General features: G+C 54.8%; 18 protein-coding genes. 11 read left to right on the top strand and 7 right to left on the bottom strand.

Going from position 1 to position 21,010, the window contains the following annotated elements:
• Positions 1–17: 17 nt before the first annotated feature.
• From rpsK to ACWFTY_RS06505, 6 genes are all read left to right on the top strand, one after another.
• A complete protein-coding gene (rpsK, locus tag ACWFTY_RS06480; protein ID WP_067198370.1) occupies positions 18–407 on the top strand; it encodes a 30S ribosomal protein S11 in 390 nt (129 codons plus the stop codon).
• A 105-nt stretch (positions 408–512) separates the two neighbouring features.
• Entirely contained in the window at positions 513–1,571 is a 1,059-nt protein-coding gene (locus tag ACWFTY_RS06485) for a DNA-directed RNA polymerase subunit alpha (RefSeq protein ID WP_447526529.1), read from the top strand.
• Positions 1,572–1,690: 119 nt separating this feature from the next.
• Entirely contained in the window at positions 1,691–2,113 is a 423-nt protein-coding gene (gene rplQ / locus ACWFTY_RS06490) for a 50S ribosomal protein L17 (RefSeq protein ID WP_447526530.1), read from the top strand.
• 85 nt (positions 2,114–2,198) lie between these two features.
• The gene (locus ACWFTY_RS06495) at positions 2,199–4,343 is read left to right on the top strand and encodes a prolyl oligopeptidase family serine peptidase (protein WP_447526531.1); all 2,145 of its coding nucleotides are present in this window, start codon (positions 2,199–2,201) and stop codon (positions 4,341–4,343) included.
• Positions 4,344–4,489: 146 nt separating this feature from the next.
• Entirely contained in the window at positions 4,490–5,164 is a 675-nt protein-coding gene (locus ACWFTY_RS06500; RefSeq protein WP_447526532.1) for a hypothetical protein, read from the top strand.
• A gap of 630 nt (positions 5,165–5,794) precedes the next feature.
• A complete protein-coding gene (locus ACWFTY_RS06505; RefSeq protein ID WP_447526533.1) occupies positions 5,795–6,832 on the top strand; it encodes a YHYH protein in 1,038 nt (345 codons plus the stop codon).
• 927 nt (positions 6,833–7,759) lie between these two features.
• Here ACWFTY_RS06505 and ACWFTY_RS06510 read toward each other — a convergent pair.
• Positions 7,760–8,044 carry a lasso peptide biosynthesis PqqD family chaperone gene (locus tag ACWFTY_RS06510; RefSeq protein ID WP_447526534.1) on the bottom strand — a complete coding sequence of 95 codons (285 nt, stop codon included), beginning with the start codon at positions 8,042–8,044 and terminating at the stop codon, positions 7,760–7,762.
• A gap of 279 nt (positions 8,045–8,323) precedes the next feature.
• Between ACWFTY_RS06510 and ACWFTY_RS06515 the strand changes: the two genes are divergently transcribed.
• Positions 8,324–10,108: an asparagine synthase-related protein gene (locus tag ACWFTY_RS06515; RefSeq protein WP_447526535.1), complete on the top strand. Its 1,785-nt coding sequence runs from the start codon at positions 8,324–8,326 to the stop codon at positions 10,106–10,108.
• Positions 10,101–11,336, top strand: a complete 1,236-nt coding sequence (locus ACWFTY_RS06520) for a sugar-transfer associated ATP-grasp domain-containing protein (RefSeq protein WP_447526536.1) — start codon at positions 10,101–10,103, stop codon at positions 11,334–11,336. Before ACWFTY_RS06515 ends, ACWFTY_RS06520 begins: the two co-directional genes overlap by 8 nt.
• A gap of 99 nt (positions 11,337–11,435) precedes the next feature.
• On the opposite strand, the gene ACWFTY_RS06525 is transcribed toward ACWFTY_RS06520, so the two are convergent.
• Positions 11,436–12,290 carry a sulfotransferase domain-containing protein gene (locus ACWFTY_RS06525; protein WP_447526537.1) on the bottom strand — a complete coding sequence of 285 codons (855 nt, stop codon included), beginning with the start codon at positions 12,288–12,290 and terminating at the stop codon, positions 11,436–11,438.
• 2 nt (positions 12,291–12,292) lie between these two features.
• Entirely contained in the window at positions 12,293–13,153 is an 861-nt protein-coding gene (locus tag ACWFTY_RS06530) for a hypothetical protein (protein WP_447526538.1), read from the bottom strand.
• Positions 13,154–13,732: 579 nt separating this feature from the next.
• On the opposite strand from ACWFTY_RS06530, the gene ACWFTY_RS06535 reads away from it, so the two are divergent.
• The 3 genes from ACWFTY_RS06535 (at position 13,733) to ACWFTY_RS06545 (ending at position 16,679) form a co-directional block, all read left to right on the top strand.
• Positions 13,733–13,993: a hypothetical protein gene (locus tag ACWFTY_RS06535; protein ID WP_447526539.1), complete on the top strand. Its 261-nt coding sequence runs from the start codon at positions 13,733–13,735 to the stop codon at positions 13,991–13,993.
• Between the two features lie 1,408 nt (positions 13,994–15,401).
• Entirely contained in the window at positions 15,402–15,917 is a 516-nt protein-coding gene (locus ACWFTY_RS06540; protein WP_447526540.1) for a hypothetical protein, read from the top strand.
• Positions 15,918–16,046: 129 nt separating this feature from the next.
• Positions 16,047–16,679 carry a hypothetical protein gene (locus ACWFTY_RS06545; RefSeq protein ID WP_447526541.1) on the top strand — a complete coding sequence of 211 codons (633 nt, stop codon included), beginning with the start codon at positions 16,047–16,049 and terminating at the stop codon, positions 16,677–16,679.
• A 9-nt stretch (positions 16,680–16,688) separates the two neighbouring features.
• Here the strand turns inward: ACWFTY_RS06545 and ACWFTY_RS06550 are convergent, their stop codons facing one another.
• From ACWFTY_RS06550 to ACWFTY_RS06565, 4 genes are read right to left on the bottom strand one after another with little or no spacing between them, the layout of a single operon-like run.
• Positions 16,689–17,480 carry an SDR family NAD(P)-dependent oxidoreductase gene (locus tag ACWFTY_RS06550; RefSeq protein ID WP_100092367.1) on the bottom strand — a complete coding sequence of 264 codons (792 nt, stop codon included), beginning with the start codon at positions 17,478–17,480 and terminating at the stop codon, positions 16,689–16,691.
• 1 nt (position 17,481) lies between these two features.
• Entirely contained in the window at positions 17,482–18,543 is a 1,062-nt protein-coding gene (locus tag ACWFTY_RS06555) for a phosphotransferase family protein (RefSeq protein ID WP_447526542.1), read from the bottom strand.
• A gap of 16 nt (positions 18,544–18,559) precedes the next feature.
• Entirely contained in the window at positions 18,560–19,645 is a 1,086-nt protein-coding gene (locus tag ACWFTY_RS06560) for a Zn-dependent alcohol dehydrogenase (RefSeq protein ID WP_447526543.1), read from the bottom strand.
• Between the two features lie 9 nt (positions 19,646–19,654).
• Positions 19,655–20,956: an acyl-CoA dehydrogenase family protein gene (locus ACWFTY_RS06565; RefSeq protein WP_447526544.1), complete on the bottom strand. Its 1,302-nt coding sequence runs from the start codon at positions 20,954–20,956 to the stop codon at positions 19,655–19,657.
• Positions 20,957–21,010: the final 54 nt, after the last annotated feature.

A 21,010-nucleotide genomic window follows, 5' to 3' on the forward strand; every position in this document is an offset into this window, starting at 1 on the left:
AGGTAGGAATTGATCACATGGCACGCGAACCGCAGCGCATAAAGAAAAGTGCGCGCAAAAACATTTCGGCAGGCGTCGCGCACGTCAACGCCACTTTCAACAACACGATGGTCACCATCACCGATGCCCAGGGCAATGCGATAAGCTGGTCCTCCGCAGGCATGATGGGCTTTAAAGGCTCTCGTAAGTCGACACCTTATGCCGCTCAGGTTGCAGCGGAAGACGCTGGCAAGAAAGCCGCCGACCACGGTGTGCGGACTCTCGAAGTCGAAGTGAAGGGTCCCGGCTCCGGTCGTGAATCCGCTCTTCGTGCACTTCAGGCTGTTGGCTTCACGATCACATCGATCCGTGACGTTACACCGATCCCGCATAACGGTGTTCGCCCATCAAAAAGGCGCCGCGTCTAAAACCGCTTGAGTTTCTGGGACAGGCCGGTTGGCCGGTCCCACTTTTTTAAAATTCAGAGCGGTACTGACGTCCACACCCGCTCTTTGAACCACTAGGGGAAGTCCATGACTGTCAATATGAAGAACTGGCAAGAACTGAAGAAGCCCAACGTCCTCGACATCAAGCCCGGCGGAGACCCGAAGCGCAAGGCGACTTTCATCGCCGAGCCTCTGGAACGCGGCTTTGGTCTGACCATGGGCAACGCGCTTCGCCGCGTGCTTCTGTCCTCGCTTCAGGGTGCGGCAGTTACCTCGATCAAGATCGAAAACGCCCTGCACGAGTTTTCCTCGCTGCCCGGCGTTCGTGAAGATGTTACCGACATTGTTCTCAACGTCAAGCAGATCGCCCTGAAAATGGAAAGCGAAGATGCGAAGCGTCTGCAGCTCTCCGCAACCGGTCCTGCTGCAGTCAAAGCTGGCGACATCGCTGTCTCCGGCGACATTGAAATCATGAACCCCGACCTGATCATCTGCCATCTCGACGAAGGCGCTTCGCTGAACATGGAGCTGACCGTCAACGTCGGCAAGGGCTATGTTCCTGCAGTTGCCAACCGTCCGGCCGATGCGCCGATTGGTCTGATCCCGATCGACTCGCTCTATTCGCCGGTCCGTCAGGTATCCTACAAGGTCGACAATGCCCGCGTTGGTCAGGAACTGGACTTTGACAAGTTGAACCTCACCATCGAAACCGATGGCACGGTCACTCCCGAAGATGCGATCGCTTATGCGGCCCGCATTTTGCAGGACCAGCTGCAGCTCTTCGTACATTTCGAAGAAGCGCTGGAACAGGTTTCCTCGCCAATCGGCATGGCCGCCCAGCAGAGCCAGGCAGAAAGCGATGCCAACCAGCTCAACCGCTATCTTCTCAAGAAGGTCGACGAACTGGAACTCAGCGTCCGCTCCGCCAACTGCCTCAAGAACGACAATATCATCTATATTGGCGATCTCGTGCAGAAGACCGAAGCCGAAATGCTGCGCACGCCAAACTTTGGCCGCAAATCCTTGAACGAAATCAAGGAAGTGCTGTCCAGCATGGGTCTGCGTCTCGGCATGGACATCCCCGGATGGCCGCCTGAAAATATCGAAGAAATGGCCAAGAAACTCGAACAAGAGCTGCTCGGTTAATTTCTCCGTCATCCCGGCGCAGGCCGGAATGACGGCAAGAGGTTAACTGGTGATGCCTCTGTAAAATCACCTGCTGCGGGGTACCTCATACGGCCCCTTAACGAACGAAGGATTTAACTATGCGTCATAGAATGAAGGGCCGCCGTATGCAGCGGACCGGTGCTCACCGTCAGGCTCTGCTGAAGAACCTCGCGGCTGCACTGATCAAGCACGAACAGATTTTGACCACTGTTCCGAAGGCTAAAGAACTGCGCCCTTATGTCGAAAAACTGATCACGCTCGGCAAACGCGGTGGCTTGTCTAACCGTCGTCTTGCGCATGCACGTTTGATGGATGAGACCCAGGAAAAGAAACTTTTCGAAACTATTGCTGACCGTTATGCCGAACGCAGTGGCGGTTACACCCGCATCATTCGCGCCGGTTTCCGTGGTTCCGACGCCGCGCCGATGGCAATCATCGAACTCGTCGATCGCGACGTGGACGCCAAGGGTCAGGACAGCGGTCCTGACCAGAGCGCACAGGATGAATACGAAGACGCATAAGTCCTTCATCCAGGATACAGTTTCAATTGATATGAGAGGCCGTGAGCGATAAGCTTGCGGCCTCTTTCTTTTGTCCGGGGTAAATATGCGCAGTTTGATCATTTTGACATTGGCCATGGGATTGGCCGCAACCTCCCCCGCGCTGGCCGCGGATCATGAAAATAAGGAAATCCCGCTGACCTACCCCGAAACCAGGACTGTTGACGTCGTCGAAGAGCAATTTGGCGAATATATCTCCGATCCCTATCGCTGGCTGGAAAATGACGTCCGCGAAGATACCGAGGTTGCCGACTGGGTGAAGACGCAGAATGCGCTCACCGACGGCTATCTCGAAAAGCTCGAAGGCCGTGAAGTTCTGGCAAAATCGATGGAAGCATTGTTCGATTATGATGATCTGGGCATTCCGGTCGAAGCAGGCGGCAAATATTTCTACGAACGCAAGAGCGGCGGGCAGAACCAGGCGGTGCTCTATGTCCGTGACGGCGTGGATGGCGAAGAACGGGTGCTGATCGATCCGGCTGGCTGGTCGGACGACGGGGCGACGGCGCTGGCCGGTTGGAAACCGTCCGGTGACGGCAGTCTGCTCGCTTATGCGGTGCAGGACGGCGGCTCCGACTGGCGAACGCTCAAGATTCTGGATGTGGCAACAGGCGAGGTCGAGGCGGATACGGTTGAATGGGCCAAATTCACCAGTCCGGTATGGATGCCCAAAAATTCTGGCTTTCTCTACTCCCGTTATCCGAAACCGGACGAAGGTGAAGCGTTCCAGTCGCTGAACATGAATCATGCCGTCTATCTGCACCTCGTCGGCAATGATCAGTCGAAAGATATCAAAGTCTTTGCAACGCCCGACCAGCCTGAGCTCAATCACTTCGCAGAACTGACCTCGGACAAGGAATGGGTGATGATTGCGTCCGCTTCCGGGACCGATGAGCGCGTCGAGGTTACGATGATCAAGGTGGATGCGCCGGAACTGGAGACGCGCAAGCTGGTCAGCGGCTTCGACTATGACTGGCGGCTGATTGATGGCGTTGGCGACACACTCTATTTCACGACCAATAAGGATGCCCCGCGTCTACGCGTGGTAAAAATCGATCTGGGCGCGGACGAGCCTGAGTTTACCGAACTGGTTGCGGAAAGCGAGGCGGTGATCAACGGGGCAATGATTGTCGGTGACCGGCTGGTCGTCAGCTATCTCGTCGATGCTAAAAGCGAGCTTTCCACATTCGATCTCGATGGCAAGGCGCTCGGCGCGCTCGATCTGCCCGGACCGGGGCAGGTGACTAGCCTCAGCGGTTCTATGAAGAGCGAGGAAGGCTTTTTCACTTTCGGGAGCTTTAACCGGCCGACCACGGTTTTCCGCTATGAGCCATCATCGGAACCGACCATCTGGGCTGAACCGGCGCTGCCATTTGATCCCGAAGCGGTCGAGGTGACGCAGCGCTTTTACAAGAGCAAGGACGGCACCAGGATTCCGATGTTCCTGGTGCATATGAAAGGCAAGGATCTCTCAAAAGCCGCACCGACGTTGCTTTACGGCTATGGCGGCTTCAACATATCCGTGTTGCCGCAATATAAGCCGGCCTGGATGGCGTGGATCAAGGCGGGCGGTGTCTTCGCCTCGGCCAATCTGCGCGGTGGCGGCGAATATGGCAAGGAGTGGCACGATGGCGGCCGCCTGCAGAACAAGCAGAATGTCTTCGACGATTTTATCGCCGCCGGTGAATATCTGATCGCCGAAGGCATTACGCCCGAAGACGGTCTGGCCATAGAAGGCCGCTCCAATGGCGGAATGATGATTGGTGCCGTCATGAACCAGCGGCCCGATCTATTCGCTGCCGGACATGCGGCGGTCGGGGTTATGGATATGCTCCGCTTCGACCGGTTCACGGCCGGGCGCTATTGGGTCGATGATTATGGCTATCCGGACAAGGAGCAGGATTTCAAAACGCTGCTCGGCTATTCGCCATATCACAATATCAAGAACGGGACCGATTATCCTGCCTTGATCGTCTCGACAGCCGACACCGATGACCGGGTCGTGCCCGGCCACAGTTTCAAATATACCGCGCGGTTACAGGCGCTGGATACGGGTAATGCACCGCATCTGATCCGGATCGAGACCCGGGCTGGCCACGGCAGCGGCAAGCCGACGGACAAGGTGATCGAGGAATATTCGGATATTTACGCGTTTCTCGCGCATGCGATAGGACTTGAGCTAGGCGAATGAAGAGCGGTCGGTCAGGATGTCAGATGGATAATCGCGAGCAAGGACTGGTGACTCGATAAGGCGGTGAAAGAATACGGGTTCACAAAATAGGCTTCAAACGATAACCACTAGGTGGGCGCGTCACATCATAGTTAGTTGGAAACAATATGTTAGCCACGATAGCCGCCGCATTCCTGTCCGTATCCACTGGCAGCGTTACCGAACAGGACGACAATAGGTTCGTTGTCGATGACGCGCTTTTTACAGTCCTGGCGGAAAATGCCGAGGATAGCCTGACGAAAATCGACATCGCTAAAGCACAAAAGATCAACGCGGATTTCATGGCGGACAAGCAACTGGACGCGATGGAGCTTGGGTTTCTGGTGGAGGCCGCGACGGATGTCATAACGCCGCTGCGTTTCTCGCTGGCTGAAGAAGGTGGTCGCAATCTGATGGCCTACCGGCCCGAAAAGGAAGTTCGTCGATTATTTGCAGCGATGCTGAGTGATGCGTACCAGCAATATTGGAATGACGGCTATAGCGCCATGCTGAAACATTCGCTGCATTCCGAGCACAGCGACGCACAGCTTACGGAATTTGCCTTGCCCAAGATACGGGAGGTCTGGGACCAGAGCAATGTCGGCAATGCTTACGAACCTATGCGCGGCATGATCACTAAACTGTCAGACAGAAACAAGCAGCTTCCTGCATCCGATCAAGCGGCCGGACGGATGATGCTACATCGCTGGTTTGTTCGGGCCGACAGGTACGGACAGGATGATATCCCCGATTTTTTATATCGCTGGCTGAAGCCGAAAACCGATGTCGTTGCTGATAAATAATCTGGAAGCCAGCCTTCGCGGCCAAGTGTCCACATTCCCTGTCTGTGTTTTTCCGGCTAGCCATCGGCTGCTGGACTGGTCGCAATCGCGACCAATGAAGTGCAATGTCAGATCGTTTGATACGCTTTCAGCTCCCCAGAACCTCTAGTCCCCTAACAGTGCATGAGCATCTGGCATCGGCGATCATCGAATGCATGGGCTATGCCGAGTTGATCACCAAAGCCGATTTGTTTTGTCGATAAATGCAGTGCCGGAGATCCGTGAGTTGTTTAGTGGCTTCGATATCGAGGCGGTTGATCTGAGCTGTCTGGTTAGTTGAAAGGTGACGCCGGCAAAAGAACTTATAATATCAAACTAGTGGTCAAAATCTGAAATTTGGTAACTGATTGCACGGCGGTTGAACGTCAGGAGTTGGGTGGTTTTGCGACCGTCCACTTTTAGCCATGAATTACTAATTACAGACATTTTGCTCCACGTTAACATTATTCATGCACATGCAATACGGATGTCGCAGCCGTTAACGCGTCCTCTGCAAGATGTCCGTATTCGCAATTGTCAGTGATCTGAGCATCTCCACACTCCATCCTCAATTCCGGTCTATCAAATGTTTTCAAATGACAAAGGGGGCGTATGGCAATGTGGAATATCCAGTTTAACAATGCTGCGAGAGTTGGGCTTTCGGGCATGTTGGCTCTGGCGATGGCTGGTTGCGGCGGAGATAGCTCTTCCGTCACGGACACGTCTATCATCCTGCCTGTCACCTCGACACCCACCCCTTCACCGACGCCTTCCCCTACACCGACCCCGACAGGCACTCAGGAGTCACTTGATCCCGCCAATTTCATAGCAGCCGGACTTGCCACCACAATCACGACCGAAGCCTGCACGCTTTCGGGCGGCACCTACACAACTTGCTACCGAATTACGACCGTTGGCGCGCCAAGCGATCATGGCGTCGGGACCTTTTGCCCAAGAAATATCAATGATGGTGGCGCTGGAATGTGGTTCGAGAGCGGCACAGCCTACGATCTGACCGGCGCGTTCATTCGCAATCTCGCCACGTTCTACAACAACAGCAACTGGAAACTTTACGACGACGCGACCGGAGATATTTTTGTCACCGACACGCAGGCGGCATTCGAAGGTGCTGCACGACCAAATGTGGCGGCGCAATATCAAAACCACTGCGTCGAAGGGAAAATGTCCTATGTCGGCGGCGGCATTTCGAGAACCTACCTCATTCCGGTCAATCCCGTGCCGCTCGCAAGCAGCACTGGTTCCATCGGCACGTCCGGGGTCGGCATTGCGCTCAACGGCATCACATTTGATCCACCGGCACCGGTCGCCGCGATCAAGGCTGCCTACACGATTGCCGCGTTTGACGATTGTGGCGGTCACATCAATCCCGTCGAAGGTTACCACTACCACGCCGCCACCGGTTGCTCGACTTCGGTTGCAAGCAGCGATGGTCACTCGGCACGGATCGGTTACGCGCTGGACGGATACGCGATGTACGCCCTTGTTGACGCTGCTGGCGCAGAACCAACGGGCCTCGACAATTGCCGCGGACATAGCGACGATGTCCGTGGCTATCATTATCATGTAGCCGGTGCGGGCGAGAATATGTTCATCGGCTGCTTTGCCGGAGAGCAAGGGTCGGTTAGCTGATGCTAACAAACAGTTTGAGGCGGGTAGCAGCAAATGGGTTGTCCGCCTCGATATTCTTGACTCTCGTCATCGGATCGGCCGCCGCGCATGAAGGCGCGCACGGCAATGAGGAAATGTGGCGGGTCTGCGAGGGTAAGCAGTTTGACAATAGCTGCTCGTTTCAAAACAGAAGCGGTGATATTTCTCGGGGTAGTTGCCAGAGCATGGCAAACCATCTAGTTTGTGTCAGAAACCAGCCTATCGAACGCAGTTCCTTCGCGGACCAGATGCCCAAGTCTTATGAGAAATCGGAGCCAGAGAGAGCAGATGGAAAAAGCAGTTCGTTAGGTTGGGTGATTGCCAGTTTGGCAGGATTGGTAGGCGCAACGATACTGGCGGTCCGGTTTGGGAAAAGGCAACATAGGAAATAACGTGGTTGCCGAACGAGAACTTTTTGAGATAGGTGCCGACTGGCAGATGTTTGAAAAAAAACGGCAGCTTTCGGGCTGATTGGACGTCGACGGGAACGTCAGCAATTGCGGCGGAAGCCGACCGGCCGCTTTTATTTGTCATCTAATCAATTCCGATGACCGAAACTGGGGCGGAAGCGGCCGTACGCCGTGCGTGTGCCAAATGTCAGGTTTTCACCACTAACACTGCGCAAATTTTTGGACGCGACGATAATCGCACTGCTGATTGCGCGTGCGCGTATCTCCTGATGGGCTGTGGTCAGCGGTGTGCGCGGGGCAAGGCCGTCGTGCAAGCCCAGCCAATGATCGGAACGCTTGAAGGTCACAGTGATGATGACAAAGCGGCGAGACCCAGAAAGAACCACGCGGGCACCAGCCAGAGACAGAATAGCGGCGGCATTTGTGTTGCCGTCATAAATGTTCGCTTTATGGTTTCAATCTTGATAGACGCAACGGAGGTGAGATTCCGCCCATTTCACTATTCCGCCAACTGCACCAGATTTCGGTCACGTAAATCGGTCAACAATTCCATGATATCGCTCTGGCAGCTTGCCATGTCGATATCAAAATTTTTGGTCACCCGGTCACAGAGGGCAGTGATGCTGACGGGGTTTTCCATGGCTTCCCATAGATCGGAGCCCACTGCGTTCAATCCGTAATAGGCGCTGTTTTCGATGCTCATCATCACCATTTCACCGTCCATGTCGGCGGATACCATTTCAGGATTTCGCTGGACGATGCTGTCGAGGTTTAATGCGCTCATAACAATTGGTCTCCCATGATTGGATTTGTCAACGCACTATCAAAGGGAAAGCAGGCTGGCAAATGATACGAGCGGGTTAAAAAAAGGCGCGCGCGGCTTTGCTGAAAGCGCTGGCATGGAACCTGATATCGCCCTAGTTGCCCAGATGGACTAATCAACAATGGTGTGATCAGATATATGTTTGCCGGACTGCTATGCTTTGAAAATTCGCCGCCAGTTGAAGCATGGGTTTCGCCAGAAGTCTGGATTTCCTCCCTTTATCCCCGGTATCAACCGGATGTGAGCGGCCACCAGCGCGATGATCATAGCTTGCTGGTCGAGGCTGATATTTTCAATACGCCATCATCCCGTCATATAACATCGGTACCATTGGTTGCAGATCGCTTGCGTGTCGCCTTCTGGGGAAGGCTGGACAATCGCGATGAACTCGCGGCACAGCTTTTCCTCGACCGCCCACTGGATGAAACGCCCGATGCCAATCTTGTGCTTGCCGGATGGCATGAATGGGGAGAAAACCTGCCTGAAAAGCTGGTCGGCGACTTTGCGCTGGCAATTGTCGATAGCGAAAAACGGACCGCCTTTCTGGCCCGCGACCCTATAGGGATAAAGCCACTTTATTATTGGCCGCACGCACAAGGTCTTGTCTTCGCTTCTACTCCGGCGGCACTGCTCAAGCTGAAAAATGCAAAACCTACGCCCGACCCTGGCTGGATCGCGCGCTATATGATCGGTCAATCACAGAGTCATGACCGGTCGGCCTATCAGGAAATCATGAAATTGCCGGGCGGACATTCGCTGAGCGTCGCCAATGGCAAGCTCGCATTGCGGCGCTACCATCAATGGCGCGATGATGCGCCGGATGTATTCACCCGCGATCCCGCACACGTCGATGCTTATCGCAAGGTCTTGGAAGGCGTGATGCGCTCCCAGATGAGCAGCGACTATACGCTCGGCACAGAAAATAGCGGCGGTATCGATTCCGCCACTATCACTGCATATCTCGGTAAATTCCTTGGCGTTCCAGGTGACCGGTTGCACAGTTTCGGCTTTGCGCTTTTGGAACAGGAGCCGGCTCATATTCTGGAAACCAGCCAGGCCGCATCGATCACCCATAATCATATTAATACTTCGCATTATGGTGACCCCGACTATTCGGGCAAGCAGATGGAGGAGGATCTTGAAATTCTCGGTTATCCGGAAGAACATGGTAATGCGACCGGACACCGGCCCTTCTACGAGCAATGTCAAACTTACGGCATCAGGACGTTATTCTCCGGATATGGTGGCGATGAAGTGGTCACCAATTATGCCAATCATGTTCAACGGGAACTGGTCGACAAGGGTGCCTATAAAGCCGCGATTGATTTGATGCCGGGCAAACTGCCGTTCCGGATATTGCGTTTGATCAGACGGATATATGCGGAAAGGAAAAGTGGCGGGTATAATGCTAATTTCCTTGCTGCCTGGAAAGAAAGATGGCCGGAACAGCCGCTGCGCGAAGAGGTTGTTGCCCGCTATAATCTGGAGCAGGAATATATGGAAACGGCCCGCTATGATGCGGTCCATCGCAAGCATAATGACTGGATCATCACCGGATTGATGCAAATGGCCTATGTACCGACACGGCTCGAGAATTGCACGTTGATGGCTGCATCTTACGGTATAGACTATCGCTGGCCGCTTTGGGACCAACGGTTGGTGCAGCAATATTTGTCAACGCCGGTCATCGAACGCGCGGGACCGAACCGGGTCGGCAGATATTTGCATCGCCGGGCAATCACAGGAACAGTCCCCGATCGGGTGGCGTGGAAAGATTCAAAATATATGGGGGAGCGACAAACCCCCGTGAACGACAATATCAATGATATTATTGGTCAAATGCGCCAACTCGATGCCGATCTTCATCCACTGCTGGCCGACATGATCGACCGCGATAAATGGCGTGCGAAGATCAAGCGGCTTGAAGCAGATGGCTTGGATCCGGTTCTAGATTTTCAGACAAGGCGGCAGGCAAAGTCGCTGAAATGGCTTAACGTCTGGTTGCACGGAACACCGGTTGCGTAGCCAGGGTTCGAAATTGCTGAAAGCGCTTGATCGGGAGCTGCGGCAGCGCAATATCCCGCACGGGATGATCAGCTGGCGCTATCTATCGACGGACGACCCGAAGATAGCGGCGCATAGACAGATATTCTGGAATGCACTGCCCCGCTTGCCCAGACCGCTCTATCTGGTGCTTGAAACAATATTATGGCTAAAATGGGCGGGGCTGCTCGGCTGGCTGGCGCTGTTCAGAACGCTGCGCCTATATGGCAACACGCTTCGCGATGAACGCGGCATCTCAATATCGCGCCAGTTTTTCCGGCTCGTCCGGATCAGCATCGGGGTGTGCATGCCGCCCGGGGATGCCTATCGCTTCGGACTAGTGGAACAACCGGATCGGCTGTGGAACTATGTCAGCGACAGCCATATAGCCGGTTTTCACAAATGGCGGAACAATCGCCAAGCCATGTCGCCGATGCTGATTTCCCTGCTCGCAAACAAAGCCGCCACAACGGATTTATTGCTATCATGCGGGATACCGATGGCGCCGATATTGGCAACGGTGTCCATAACCGGAGATTTTGATTTCCTTGATGCTCTTGAAAAACATGAGCATCTATTCTGCAAAAGCAGGTCAGGGAATCGCGGACTCGGTGCCTTTGAATGCTGGCATAAAGGGCAAGCCATAGGAGGACGCATGTTCGAGGGCGATGCATTGCCCGATCAAGACGCGGTCATAGGGGCGTGGAAAGCATTGTTGCAGCGCGACTATGGGTTGGTGCAGCCGGCCTTGCAAAACCACCCTCAGCTGGCGCAGTTGGTGCCGGATGGGCGCGCAATCACGGTAAGATGTATCACGCGCCGAAACGGGCAAGATATCGCCATATTATGTGCGACACTGGAAATTCCTATCGAACGTAAGCCTTCGGACAAGCGCGAAACCTATGTTATCTTGTCCGTCGACGCCGAAGGCGGAATGATCCAGCCACTATCCGGCAATGCACTCCCGCTTGCAGAAACTCGGGGGCGCCAAAAGGAAATGTTCGCGGAGCTTGATGCCCAACTGCCGCTGCCTGATTGGCAAGCCCTAATCCAGCACAGTCTCTCCGCGCATGAGCAATTTTCCGATTTCTGGGCGATCGCATGGGATTGGGTGCTGACCCCAAGCGGGCCGATTTTGCTGGAGGGGAATAACGGCTTTGGTGCCAGTCTGCCGCAAATTTTGACGGGCGGGTTCCTGGAGGAGCTTTAGAGCGAGAGATCGCTTGAGCTGTTTGCCAACTGTGATCTGCTTCCGGTCTGTTGCCCTCTTAGCGAAAAGCCCAAGACATCATTTCAGGATATTAGAGCTTCAAAAAGGGTTGTTATGCTCATCGAGATAGTTGAACCGCCGCATCACCGTCCCGTGATCTGCAATGATTCTCGCGATTTGCTCCTCATTCAGTTCATCACGCCAACCGCCGCTCCTGCCTTGCCGGAAAAAGCTTGGCGTATTGGCCGGCTTTTCCTTGAAACCGCCTGCTTGTTCCTGTTCCTGCAAGCGGTCAAAGCGACTGAAATGGAGCGCTTTTTCCACACGCGGTTGGTCATCAGGAAGCTCCAGAAAGCGCGCCGCCCGGGTAAATGTTGCCAAGCTGTCGCCGAGCATATCTTCATAGCGGAGGACCTCCAGATTAAGACCGGGAGCGTCAACCCAACTAAGCACATGATCGGACCAGCTGAGCAATTTTTGCCGCACCTGGTTGTTGAGTTTCGTTTCAGACTTCACAAAGGCCATTTCCGGCGCCGCCATCCGTCCAATGGCCTGATCGACGCTGCATTGCAGGTGATTGGCAAAGGAAGAGGCCACATCAAGCGGATTCCGCACAAAATAGACCGCGCCGCGCGTCGCCTTGCTGCTGACCAACGGCTCTCCGGACGGGAGAAATGTATAGGCGTCATGGATTTTGTGATATTCCAAGTCAGGCGTTTTCAGGCTCCAGTCGTAGACTGCCGGCCGCAATGCATCAATATCATCATGCCGCATATCGGCGGTGTCAAAACCCAGGACTTCGTCCAGCCAGCCTCGGCCGCTGGCAATCGATCCGGTATGCAACTCGTTTATGTCAACCGGTGCGTCACCATCCTGCTTCAGATTTTGCAGGAATGTCCGGAACCATGTGTTGCCGGACTTCGGATAGGAGGAAAGCCAGTAAATCGCGCCCACGTCTAAACGCTTTCGGACAGGTCAGCCAAGATATGGTCGACCAGTTGATCAACCTTGAAACCCAATCGCGGGCGCACAACGCGGGTTATCGGGGTTTGACTGGCCAGCTTTCCGCATAGATTGAGGTGGTCAGGTCGCAAGTCCATGCTGTCGAGAAATTTCTGGCGGTAGGTGTTGGCATGGAGAGCAGGAAATTTTTGCAGGCCTTTGATAGCGGTCGAAGAAAAACCGTTTTCATCATCGTCGCTGCGCAAAATGTAAATATGCTCGACCGGGAGCGGCTTGGACACGAAATTATCCGCAATCGGCAGGTTGAATTTTTCCATATTCGGGCGGATTCGGGTTAGCTGAGTCGTATCGATCTCCAACTTGTCCGCCGCATCTTGCCATAGCTTTATGCGTGGAAAACCGGGGATGGCGCGGCAATCATTATCGATTGGCACAACATCATCGGCCAGCAATTTATAGCCCCGCTGCATGAACGCGGCTGCGAGCGTTGATTTTCCTGCCCCCGAATGGCCAACACAAATGATACAGCCGTCACCGATCTGAACGGCGTTGCCGTGCAACACCAAATAGCCGCGTTGGAACAGCAACGCGCCCAGCGCCGAACCGAGCATGAATACCCGCACGCTATCTTCGTCAATGTCGGGGGCCGGATCAAAAACAATGCTGTTGCCATCGCTAACCAGGAAACGGGCCACATCGGGCACATGCAGTTGCAGCACATTGGGCGTCGCCCATAAAAAGGGACCAACCTGTTCTGCCCCTTCCAATCCGGCGGGGTCCACTGCGCCCTGTGTGATGCGTACATCAACCGAGTCCGGACGCTCTGACAAGACGACCATTTCGGTCAATGTCATTTCACTTTCGATGGTCAAATTATAACAACTGTAAATATGGTTCATCAATAATGACATCTCTATGCTGGGATGCACAAACTTTGTGATACGCTCCCCGCCCCTAGAACTTTAATGCTAGCAAGCAATCTCACTGGACTACCTGACCTTCACTTGCACGATCTGGGGCACAGTGCAACGTCGTTCATTATCAATGCCGGGATTGACTTTTACACGGTCGGCAAGATGATCGGTCACGTTCTTCCCCGATTGCGTATCCGAACGATTGCCGCATCCCCATCATACGTGGCAAGTTGCCTCCGCTGATGTGTGCAACAACCGCGCCAGTGTCTTGAAGCCATGCCAAAACGCTAAGCGCACGGTGGAGAAGCGCGAAGCATTCATCACGATCCATATTGGCCGGCTTGTTGGCTGCCAGCCCTGGATAGTTGTCTGTATTAATTGGCATTACCCAGACCTGATGGCCTTAAAAGGTGAACGTTTGGGGCTTTATGGGGCAAGCAGTTCTGATATCAACGCTGAGACATAACCTTTAATCCGGCCCGCGATGCAATCTGCCACGGTTTTGCCGGTTGGTTCAAAATGTCACTGGCGGGTCAGTGGCTGTCCATCGCGCCGCATCAACCGGCTGTCGATTGGCGGCCGGCCTTCCTGCCGCTCGACCCGACGATCCAGCTGACCAAAGGATCGCCGATCGATTTTTCACTGCACCGCCCGCTGAAAGGCTTTTTGGACATGGACTGCTGCAACCGGGTCAGAGACACAAAAAGTCTACTTTTGTCGAAAATCACCATCGGTTCTTTCCACCGACCAAATGATCTGGCCTCAGGATCGGGACCCTAATATATGGGGTGAAAGGTGGGCGCGGAAATTATGTTGTCAGCCGTGGCTGGACAATCTGTCTGCATCCCCGAGCCCTTACACCTCGTATATAGCGACCCGGGCTAATAATTCCCGAGTTGCCATGCTGCTAGGTGGCGAACTAACTGGGGCCGACAGGGTAACCGCCGGATGCGGTGTATTCGTTGGGGGAATTAGATTTTGCTTCCGTGTGTAAAGTGCTTCCCAAAATGACCAGTACGGGCTTCTCATATGGCAATATGTTGACCGGCATTTGCGTCTTCAGTTTTGTGATCTTCATTTTGCGACCCCTTTTGGGTTATCTGCGGCGGTTGGATTATTATATTGGCACGCCCGATATGTGCGTGAACTTGCTCTAAGCCTAAGCTTCTGAAAATGAATGTCAATTTTTGCAGGGGAATGTAACGGGCATGACGGCCGCAAAGGCGGCTTCAGGTCATTTGCGGCAAGCGCAGGAACGACAGCTATTGGGGCGCTTGCCGACGGACTGCTTTTGGGTGGTTTGCGGAATGGCGGGTTTTGAGTCGAATTATAACAAAGCGGACGCACGCCAAACGGCAAGGCAGCGCTTGTGGCGTATATCAAAGAATGGACAGCATGGGCGAAAGGTGGACTCGGGACGCGGAAATTATGTTGTCAGCCGTGGCTGGACAATCTGTCTGCACCCCAAAGCTGATATGGCAGCGCAGGAATGATCATCCTGCGCTGTCCATCCTGTTGTCCCTAGCTCGGGCCTCCATTGAGGCTGTTATACTCATTGACTGTATAGAAGCCTTTGCCAAATGTGTCGTCGTTTATACTGAGGACCTCAATTAAAACTGGCTTTTCATAATCTCTTTTCTCGACTGATATTTGCAATTTCGCCTCTGTTATCTTCATTTGATGGCCCCTTTTGGATAATTGTCGGCGGTTGGATTACTATGTTGGCTAGACCGATATGTGCGTGAACTCGCTCCGCCCTAAGCTTTTGAAAATAAATGTCAATTTTTACGGGAAAAGGTAGCTGGCATGGCGTCTGCAAAGACGGCTTTCGGTCATTTGCGGCAAGTGCAGGAATGACGTATATTGGGGCGGAAGCGGTCGTACGCCGTGCGGGTGCCAAATGTCAGATATTGACCACTAACACTGCGCAAAATTTTTGGCAGCCAGGACGGAGATGACGATCTCCAGTGCTCTAAAACCTCTTGTCCCTGACTCCAGATGCTTTTGTCCCGCTACACTCAGAGAAGGGGCTGTATCTCTAGTCCCCGATTGCTCGCGCGTTCATAAAAGTGACCATTAATATGAACAGTTCCTGTCAGGCCAGTTCAGCGTTCACTCAAGCCGACTCTCCTAAAAGGAGTTTGCAAGCTCGGGAAAAGGTTTCGGGCAGTGTGAAAGGAAAGTGGACATGAACAAGTTAAACAAGGCTCTTGTCGGAACCGCTACTGCTGCTGCAATGGCCGTTTCTGCTACCCCCGCAATGGCTAAGGATGGCCGCAATGGCGGACCGAGTGCTGGCGAAGTAATCGCCGGTGTTGCGATCATCGGCGCAATTGCCGCAATTGCGAGCTCCGGCAACAAGGACCGGAGATATAGCAACAATGATTATCGCGGTGACCGCTATCAGAATGATCGTTATTCAAACGCCCGCTATCGTCAGATCGATCAGCGTGAGGCTGTGAACCGCTGCGTACGCGCCGCAGAAAATGGCGCGACCAATCGCGGCCGGGCTTCGGTAACCGATATTCGCGACGTCGACCGGACCCGCAATGGCTATCGGATCAAGGGAAAGATCGAAGTCGAGCAGAACCGTGGTCGCTATCAGCGGAACAGCTATTCCGATAAAGGCAAGTTCACTTGCTATATCGAAGGCAACCGGGTGAGCGACGTGCAGTTCAGCGGGCTTAAATATGCCCGGCGCTAGACGCAATCCGCATGATTGAACGACAAATGATGGTTCAGCCTGGTGACAGGCTGGACCATCTATGTAGGATCTAACGGCAGGTTTCGGGGTATGGGATCTGCGCTAAACGGGGTAATTGATATGACGAAGATGACCAGATTTTCTGCGATTGCAGCCTCCACTGCTTTGGTTTTTACCGGATTTTCACCAGCCATGGCTGCGCCGATGCACAGCCCCACGCACCGGGGCGTCGCGATCGCAACGCCGATTGATGCCGGTGCGCTCGGCTGGACTGCCGACAGCGACAAGGCAGAAGGCTGGCGCAGTTCTCGTGGATATCGGGGCTATCGCGGACATCGCCGCCATCGTGGCGGGATTGACGGGGGTGACGTCCTCGCTGGAATATTGGTAATCGGCGGGATTGCCGCGATTGCCAGTGCAGCGTCAAAAAGCAACCGCGACCGGCGCTATGAAGATCGCGACTATCGCAACGATGCGCCGCGCTATGATGACCGGCGCGCCGATACGCGCAATGACAGCAGATATGACCGCAGCACAGGCGACATGGACCTGGCGATAAATGCCTGTTCCGATGCCGCTGAACGGCAAGCGGGTCGCGATGCGCGGGTTTCGGCAATCCAGTCTGTTTCACGTGATGGTGAAGGCTGGCGAGTGGAAGGCGCATTGTCGAACAGCGACCAGCGCACATTCCTGTGTGGAGCCAATCAAGGCCGCGTCGATTTCGTGCAACTCGGGAACGGCGATCTTGCCTTCGCGAATTAGGAGCTGATCCTAGACCGCAGTCCTGCCAAATTCCTGACGGGTGACCGGGTGCGAAGCGCTCAGGCCGCCGTCAACCGCAATGGCTTGTCCATTGACATAGGATGAGCGGTCGGATGCCAGAAACAGCGCTACCTCTGCCATCTCAGAAGGAGCCGCGCCGCGGCGCAGCGGATTGAGATAACCAAGCCGGTCTTCCTTGCCCTTTTCGCGGGCCTTGTCGTAGATGAACTGGGTCATGCCGGTTTCGGTGATGCCCGGGCAAATCGCATTGCAGCGGACATTGGATGTCGCGAACTGCTGCGAGGCTACTTTGACCAGATTGATGACGCCAGCCTTGGACGCTGAATAAGCGGGGCCACCGGCTCCGGATCTTATGCCGGCGACGCTTGCGGTGCAGATGATCGATCCGCCGTGCTTGCTTTCCGCAATCACCTTGCCGGCATATTTGCAGGCGAGAAACGGCCCGATCAGATTGACCCGCAAGACTTCCTGCCATTCGGCAACGCTGCTGTCGAAAATGCCCTCAAAGCCGCCACCGATTCCGGCATTGGCGAAGAAGACATGCAGGTCGCCAAAGCGCTGTTCTGCTGCTTCGACGAGCATTTCGACATCGCCTTCCGATCCGGCGTCGGCCTTGATCGCGATGATATTGCCTTCGGATCCCTTGGCGGTGTCCTCGACCGCATCGGTGACATCGCTGGCGATGACCTTTGCGCCATGTTCGGCAAAGAGAAGGGCCGAGGCCCGTCCGATACCGCTACCGGCACCCGTGATGATCGCAACTTTGCCTTTGAGGTCCATCTTATGCTCCTGCGCGTTTTGCGGCTTCCCATCCGGCTTGTGCCAGTGGCGTGACCCGGTCTGACATTTCGGCAGCGGCGGCGCTATTGGCGGTGCCATCGGCAACCCGCTTCTGAATGCCCTGCAGAATAGCAGCAATCCGGAATAAATTATAGGCCAGATACCAGTCCATCGGCGGCAGTTCGGCCATGCCCGATTTTTCGCAATAGCGGGCAATGGCTTCTTCGCGAGACGGGATGCCGAGAGCCTCAAGGTCGACGCCCTTCAGGCCGCTGCGGCCTTCCGGCTCCATTTCATAAGCCATCAGCCAATAAGCGAAATCGGCAATTGGATCGCCGAGAGTCGAGAGTTCCCAGTCGAGAACCGCAATGACCTTGGCTTGATCATGGTCAAAAATCATATTGTCGAGCCGGTAGTCACCGTGGACGATACCAAAGCTTTTCTGCTCCGGGATGGTTTTTGTCAGCCACTCGATCAGCCGGTCCATCTCGGGAATTACCTGAAGTTCGGACAGCCGGTATTGCTGCGTCCAGCGGGAAATCTGGCGCTCGCAATAATTGCCGGGCTTGCCGTGCTTTTCCAGACCCAGTTCGGCGGGATCGTAGCTGTGCAGCAAGGCCAGCGTATCAATCATCTCGTAATAGATGGCTTTGCGCTCTGCCGGATTGCTGCCGGGCAAGGTGCCGTCCCAGAATGTCCGGCCGTCCGCCATGCCCATGATGTAGAACATCGTGCCGAGCACGCTGTCGTCTTCGCACAGGCCATAAGGTTTGGCGACCGGGAAGCCAGCAGGATAGAGACCGGCGATAACGCGAAACTCGCGATCAACCGCATGGGCCGAGGGCAGCAGTTTGCCGAACGGTTTCTTGCGCAGCACATAGGAACTCGTCGGTGTGTCGATCTTGTAAGTCGGGTTGGATTGGCCGCCCTTGAACTTGCTCAGACTCAACGGACCGGCAAAACCTTCGACATTGGCTTCCATCCAGCGCGCCAGGCTTGCTTCGTCGAGTTTATCCTTTTCCGGCACGTCCATGGTGCCGGTCATATCTTCCTGTGGATTCATGGAAGTCCCTCTTCCTTTAGTTAAAGACAATCACGGACCTTGCCGCGTCACCTTTTCTCATTTTGTCAAAACCGTCGTTGATTTGCTCTAGCGGAATGGTTTCGGCGACAATGCTATCCAAATCGAGCATTCCGCGCAGGTAGAAGTCGACCAGCCGCGGTATGTCGATCGGGAAATGATTGGCTCCCATCAGCACGCCCTGCAATTTCTTGCCGGAAAGCAAATCCATCGCGCTGAGGCCGACCTTGTGATCAAGCGGCATCATGCCGAGGATGGTTGCGGTGCCGCCACGCTTCAGCGAACCGACAGCCAGATCGCCGGAGGCCGGACGACCGACGGCTTCAATCGCGTGATCGACGCCGCCTTTGGTCATTTCCACTATTTGCGCTGCTGCATCGTCGGCCATCGCGTCGATAACATCCGTTGCGCCAAGCTTGATCGCCAGGTCGCGCTTTTCCTTGATCGGATCGGCGGCAATGATCCGTCCGGCACCGGCGATTTTTGCAGCGTTGATTGTAGCCAGTCCGACTCCGCCGCAGCCGACGACGGCAACGGTTTCGCCGGGCGTCAATTTGCAGGCATTGAAGATCGTACCCGCTCCGGTGGTGACCGCGCAGCCAATCACGGCAGCGCGATCCAGCGGCATGTCGGGATCAATCCGCACGCACGCATGCTCGTGGATCAGCATCTGCTCGGCAAAGGCCGACAGATTGAGCATCTGTCCGACGGTTGAACCATCGGGCCGGGTGATACGCGGGGCATCCTCAGGCGCGCGACGCGTATCAGCGCCGAGACACAAGGACATCCGGCCGGACACGCAAAATTCGCAATGGCCGCAATAGGCGGACAGGCAAGACACCACCGCATCGCCGACGGCGACGGTGCGCACTTCGCTACCGATCGCCTCGACAATACCCGCAGCCTCATGCCCCGGAATGGCGGGCAGGGGGTGCGGATAGGCACCGTCGATAAAATGCAGGTCCGAATGGCACAGCCCGCAGGCGGCCGTCCGGATCAACACTTCATGCGGTCCCGGCTTGGACATCACGACATCCTCAATGACGAGCGGTTTCCCCGCTTCTATCAATACTGCTGCTTTCATTATCTGCTCCTAACGGGTGACGGCGAGATCACCGGATGAAAATTCTTCCTTCATTTTGCTGCCGTCTGCGGTTTCGGCATATTTGCCATATTCCATCTTGGCGATCGTGCGATTGTGCACTTCGTCCGGGCCATCGGCAAGCCGCAGGGTCCGTTGATGCGCATAAGCGCTGGCGAGGCCATAATCGTCGGAAACGCCACCGCCGCCATGAGCCTGGATCGCATCATCAATGATCTTCAGCGCCATGGTAGGAGCCTGAACCTTGATCATGGCAATTTCAGCCTTGGCATATTTATTACCGACCTTGTCCATCATGTCGGCCGCTTTCAGGCAGAGCAGACGGCTCATGTCGATATCGATCCGGGCACGTGCAACGCGCTCGTCCCAAATGCTGAATTCGGAAATGCGCTTGCCGAAAGCGACACGCGATTGCAGGCGTTTGACCATTTTCTCGAGCGCTTCTTCGGCGACGCCGATGGTGCGCATGCAGTGATGGATACGACCAGGTCCGAGGCGACCCTGGGCAATTTCAAAGCCGCGGCCTTCGCCAAGCAAAATGCTGTCAGCCGGAACGCGAACGTCCTTCATTTCGACTTCCATATGGCCGTGTGGTGCATCGTCATAGCCGAAGACGGGCAGGTGACGGATGACGTTCACGCCCGGTGCGTCGGTGGGCATGAGGATCTGGGACTGCTGCGTGTAGCGGCTGCCCTCGAATGTAGTCTTGCCCATGACGATGGCAATTTTGCAGCGCGGATCACCGAGGCCGGAAGACCACCATTTGCGGCCATTGATGACATATTCATCACCATCGCGAACGATCGCCGTTTCGATATTGGTCGCATCGGAGGATGCAACGGCCGGCTCGGTCATCAGGAAGGCAGAACGGATTTCGCCGTTCATCAGCGGACGCAGATATTGTTCTTTCTGCTCGAGCGTACCGTAGCGGTGGAACACTTCCATATTACCGGTGTCAGGTGCTGAGCAGTTGAACACTTCGGAAGAAAAGCCGACGCGGCCCATTTCTTCGGCACACAGCGCATATTCCAGATTGGTCAGGCCTGGACCTTCAAATTCAAAGACATCATCAATATGCGTGAGATTGGGATTGGCTGGCGGCATGAACAGGTTCCAGATGCCGGCTTCCTTGGCCTTTTTCTTTTCTTCCTCGACCACTTGCAGGACCTTCCAGCGCTCGCCGGTCGATTCCTCTTTGTGGAAATCGGCCATGCGGGGGCGGAGGTGAGTCTCGATATGATCGCGTACCCGATTGCGCCAATATTCCTGCTTTTCAGTGAGATCAAAATCCATGCCCAAGTCCTTATTCTTTTTTAACTATGCGATTAACTTAACAGAGGCGGTCTG

Source organism: Parasphingorhabdus sp. NYA22 (genome assembly GCF_976973735.1).

Excerpts from the sequence above, each read along its gene's own strand:
- ACWFTY_RS06545 (WP_447526541.1), top strand. The coding sequence starts at position 16,047 with ATGACCAGATTTTCTGCGATTGCAGCCTCCACTGCTTTGGTTTTTACC.
- ACWFTY_RS06495 (WP_447526531.1), top strand. The coding sequence starts at position 2,199 with ATGCGCAGTTTGATCATTTTGACATTGGCCATGGGATTGGCCGCAACC.
- rpsK (WP_067198370.1), top strand. The coding sequence starts at position 18 with ATGGCACGCGAACCGCAGCGCATAAAGAAAAGTGCGCGCAAAAACATT.
- ACWFTY_RS06530 (WP_447526538.1), bottom strand. The coding sequence starts at position 13,153 with ATGACATTGACCGAAATGGTCGTCTTGTCAGAGCGTCCGGACTCGGTT.
- ACWFTY_RS06505 (WP_447526533.1), top strand. The coding sequence starts at position 5,795 with ATGGCAATGTGGAATATCCAGTTTAACAATGCTGCGAGAGTTGGGCTT.
- ACWFTY_RS06550 (WP_100092367.1), bottom strand. The coding sequence starts at position 17,480 with ATGGACCTCAAAGGCAAAGTTGCGATCATCACGGGTGCCGGTAGCGGT.
- ACWFTY_RS06560 (WP_447526543.1), bottom strand. The coding sequence starts at position 19,645 with ATGAAAGCAGCAGTATTGATAGAAGCGGGGAAACCGCTCGTCATTGAG.
- ACWFTY_RS06510 (WP_447526534.1), bottom strand. The coding sequence starts at position 8,044 with ATGAGCGCATTAAACCTCGACAGCATCGTCCAGCGAAATCCTGAAATG.
- ACWFTY_RS06565 (WP_447526544.1), bottom strand. The coding sequence starts at position 20,956 with ATGGATTTTGATCTCACTGAAAAGCAGGAATATTGGCGCAATCGGGTA.
- ACWFTY_RS06500 (WP_447526532.1), top strand. The coding sequence starts at position 4,490 with ATGTTAGCCACGATAGCCGCCGCATTCCTGTCCGTATCCACTGGCAGC.
- ACWFTY_RS06485 (WP_447526529.1), top strand. The coding sequence starts at position 513 with ATGACTGTCAATATGAAGAACTGGCAAGAACTGAAGAAGCCCAACGTC.
- ACWFTY_RS06555 (WP_447526542.1), bottom strand. The coding sequence starts at position 18,543 with ATGAATCCACAGGAAGATATGACCGGCACCATGGACGTGCCGGAAAAG.
- rplQ (WP_447526530.1), top strand. The coding sequence starts at position 1,691 with ATGCGTCATAGAATGAAGGGCCGCCGTATGCAGCGGACCGGTGCTCAC.
- ACWFTY_RS06540 (WP_447526540.1), top strand. The coding sequence starts at position 15,402 with ATGAACAAGTTAAACAAGGCTCTTGTCGGAACCGCTACTGCTGCTGCA.
- ACWFTY_RS06535 (WP_447526539.1), top strand. The coding sequence starts at position 13,733 with ATGTCACTGGCGGGTCAGTGGCTGTCCATCGCGCCGCATCAACCGGCT.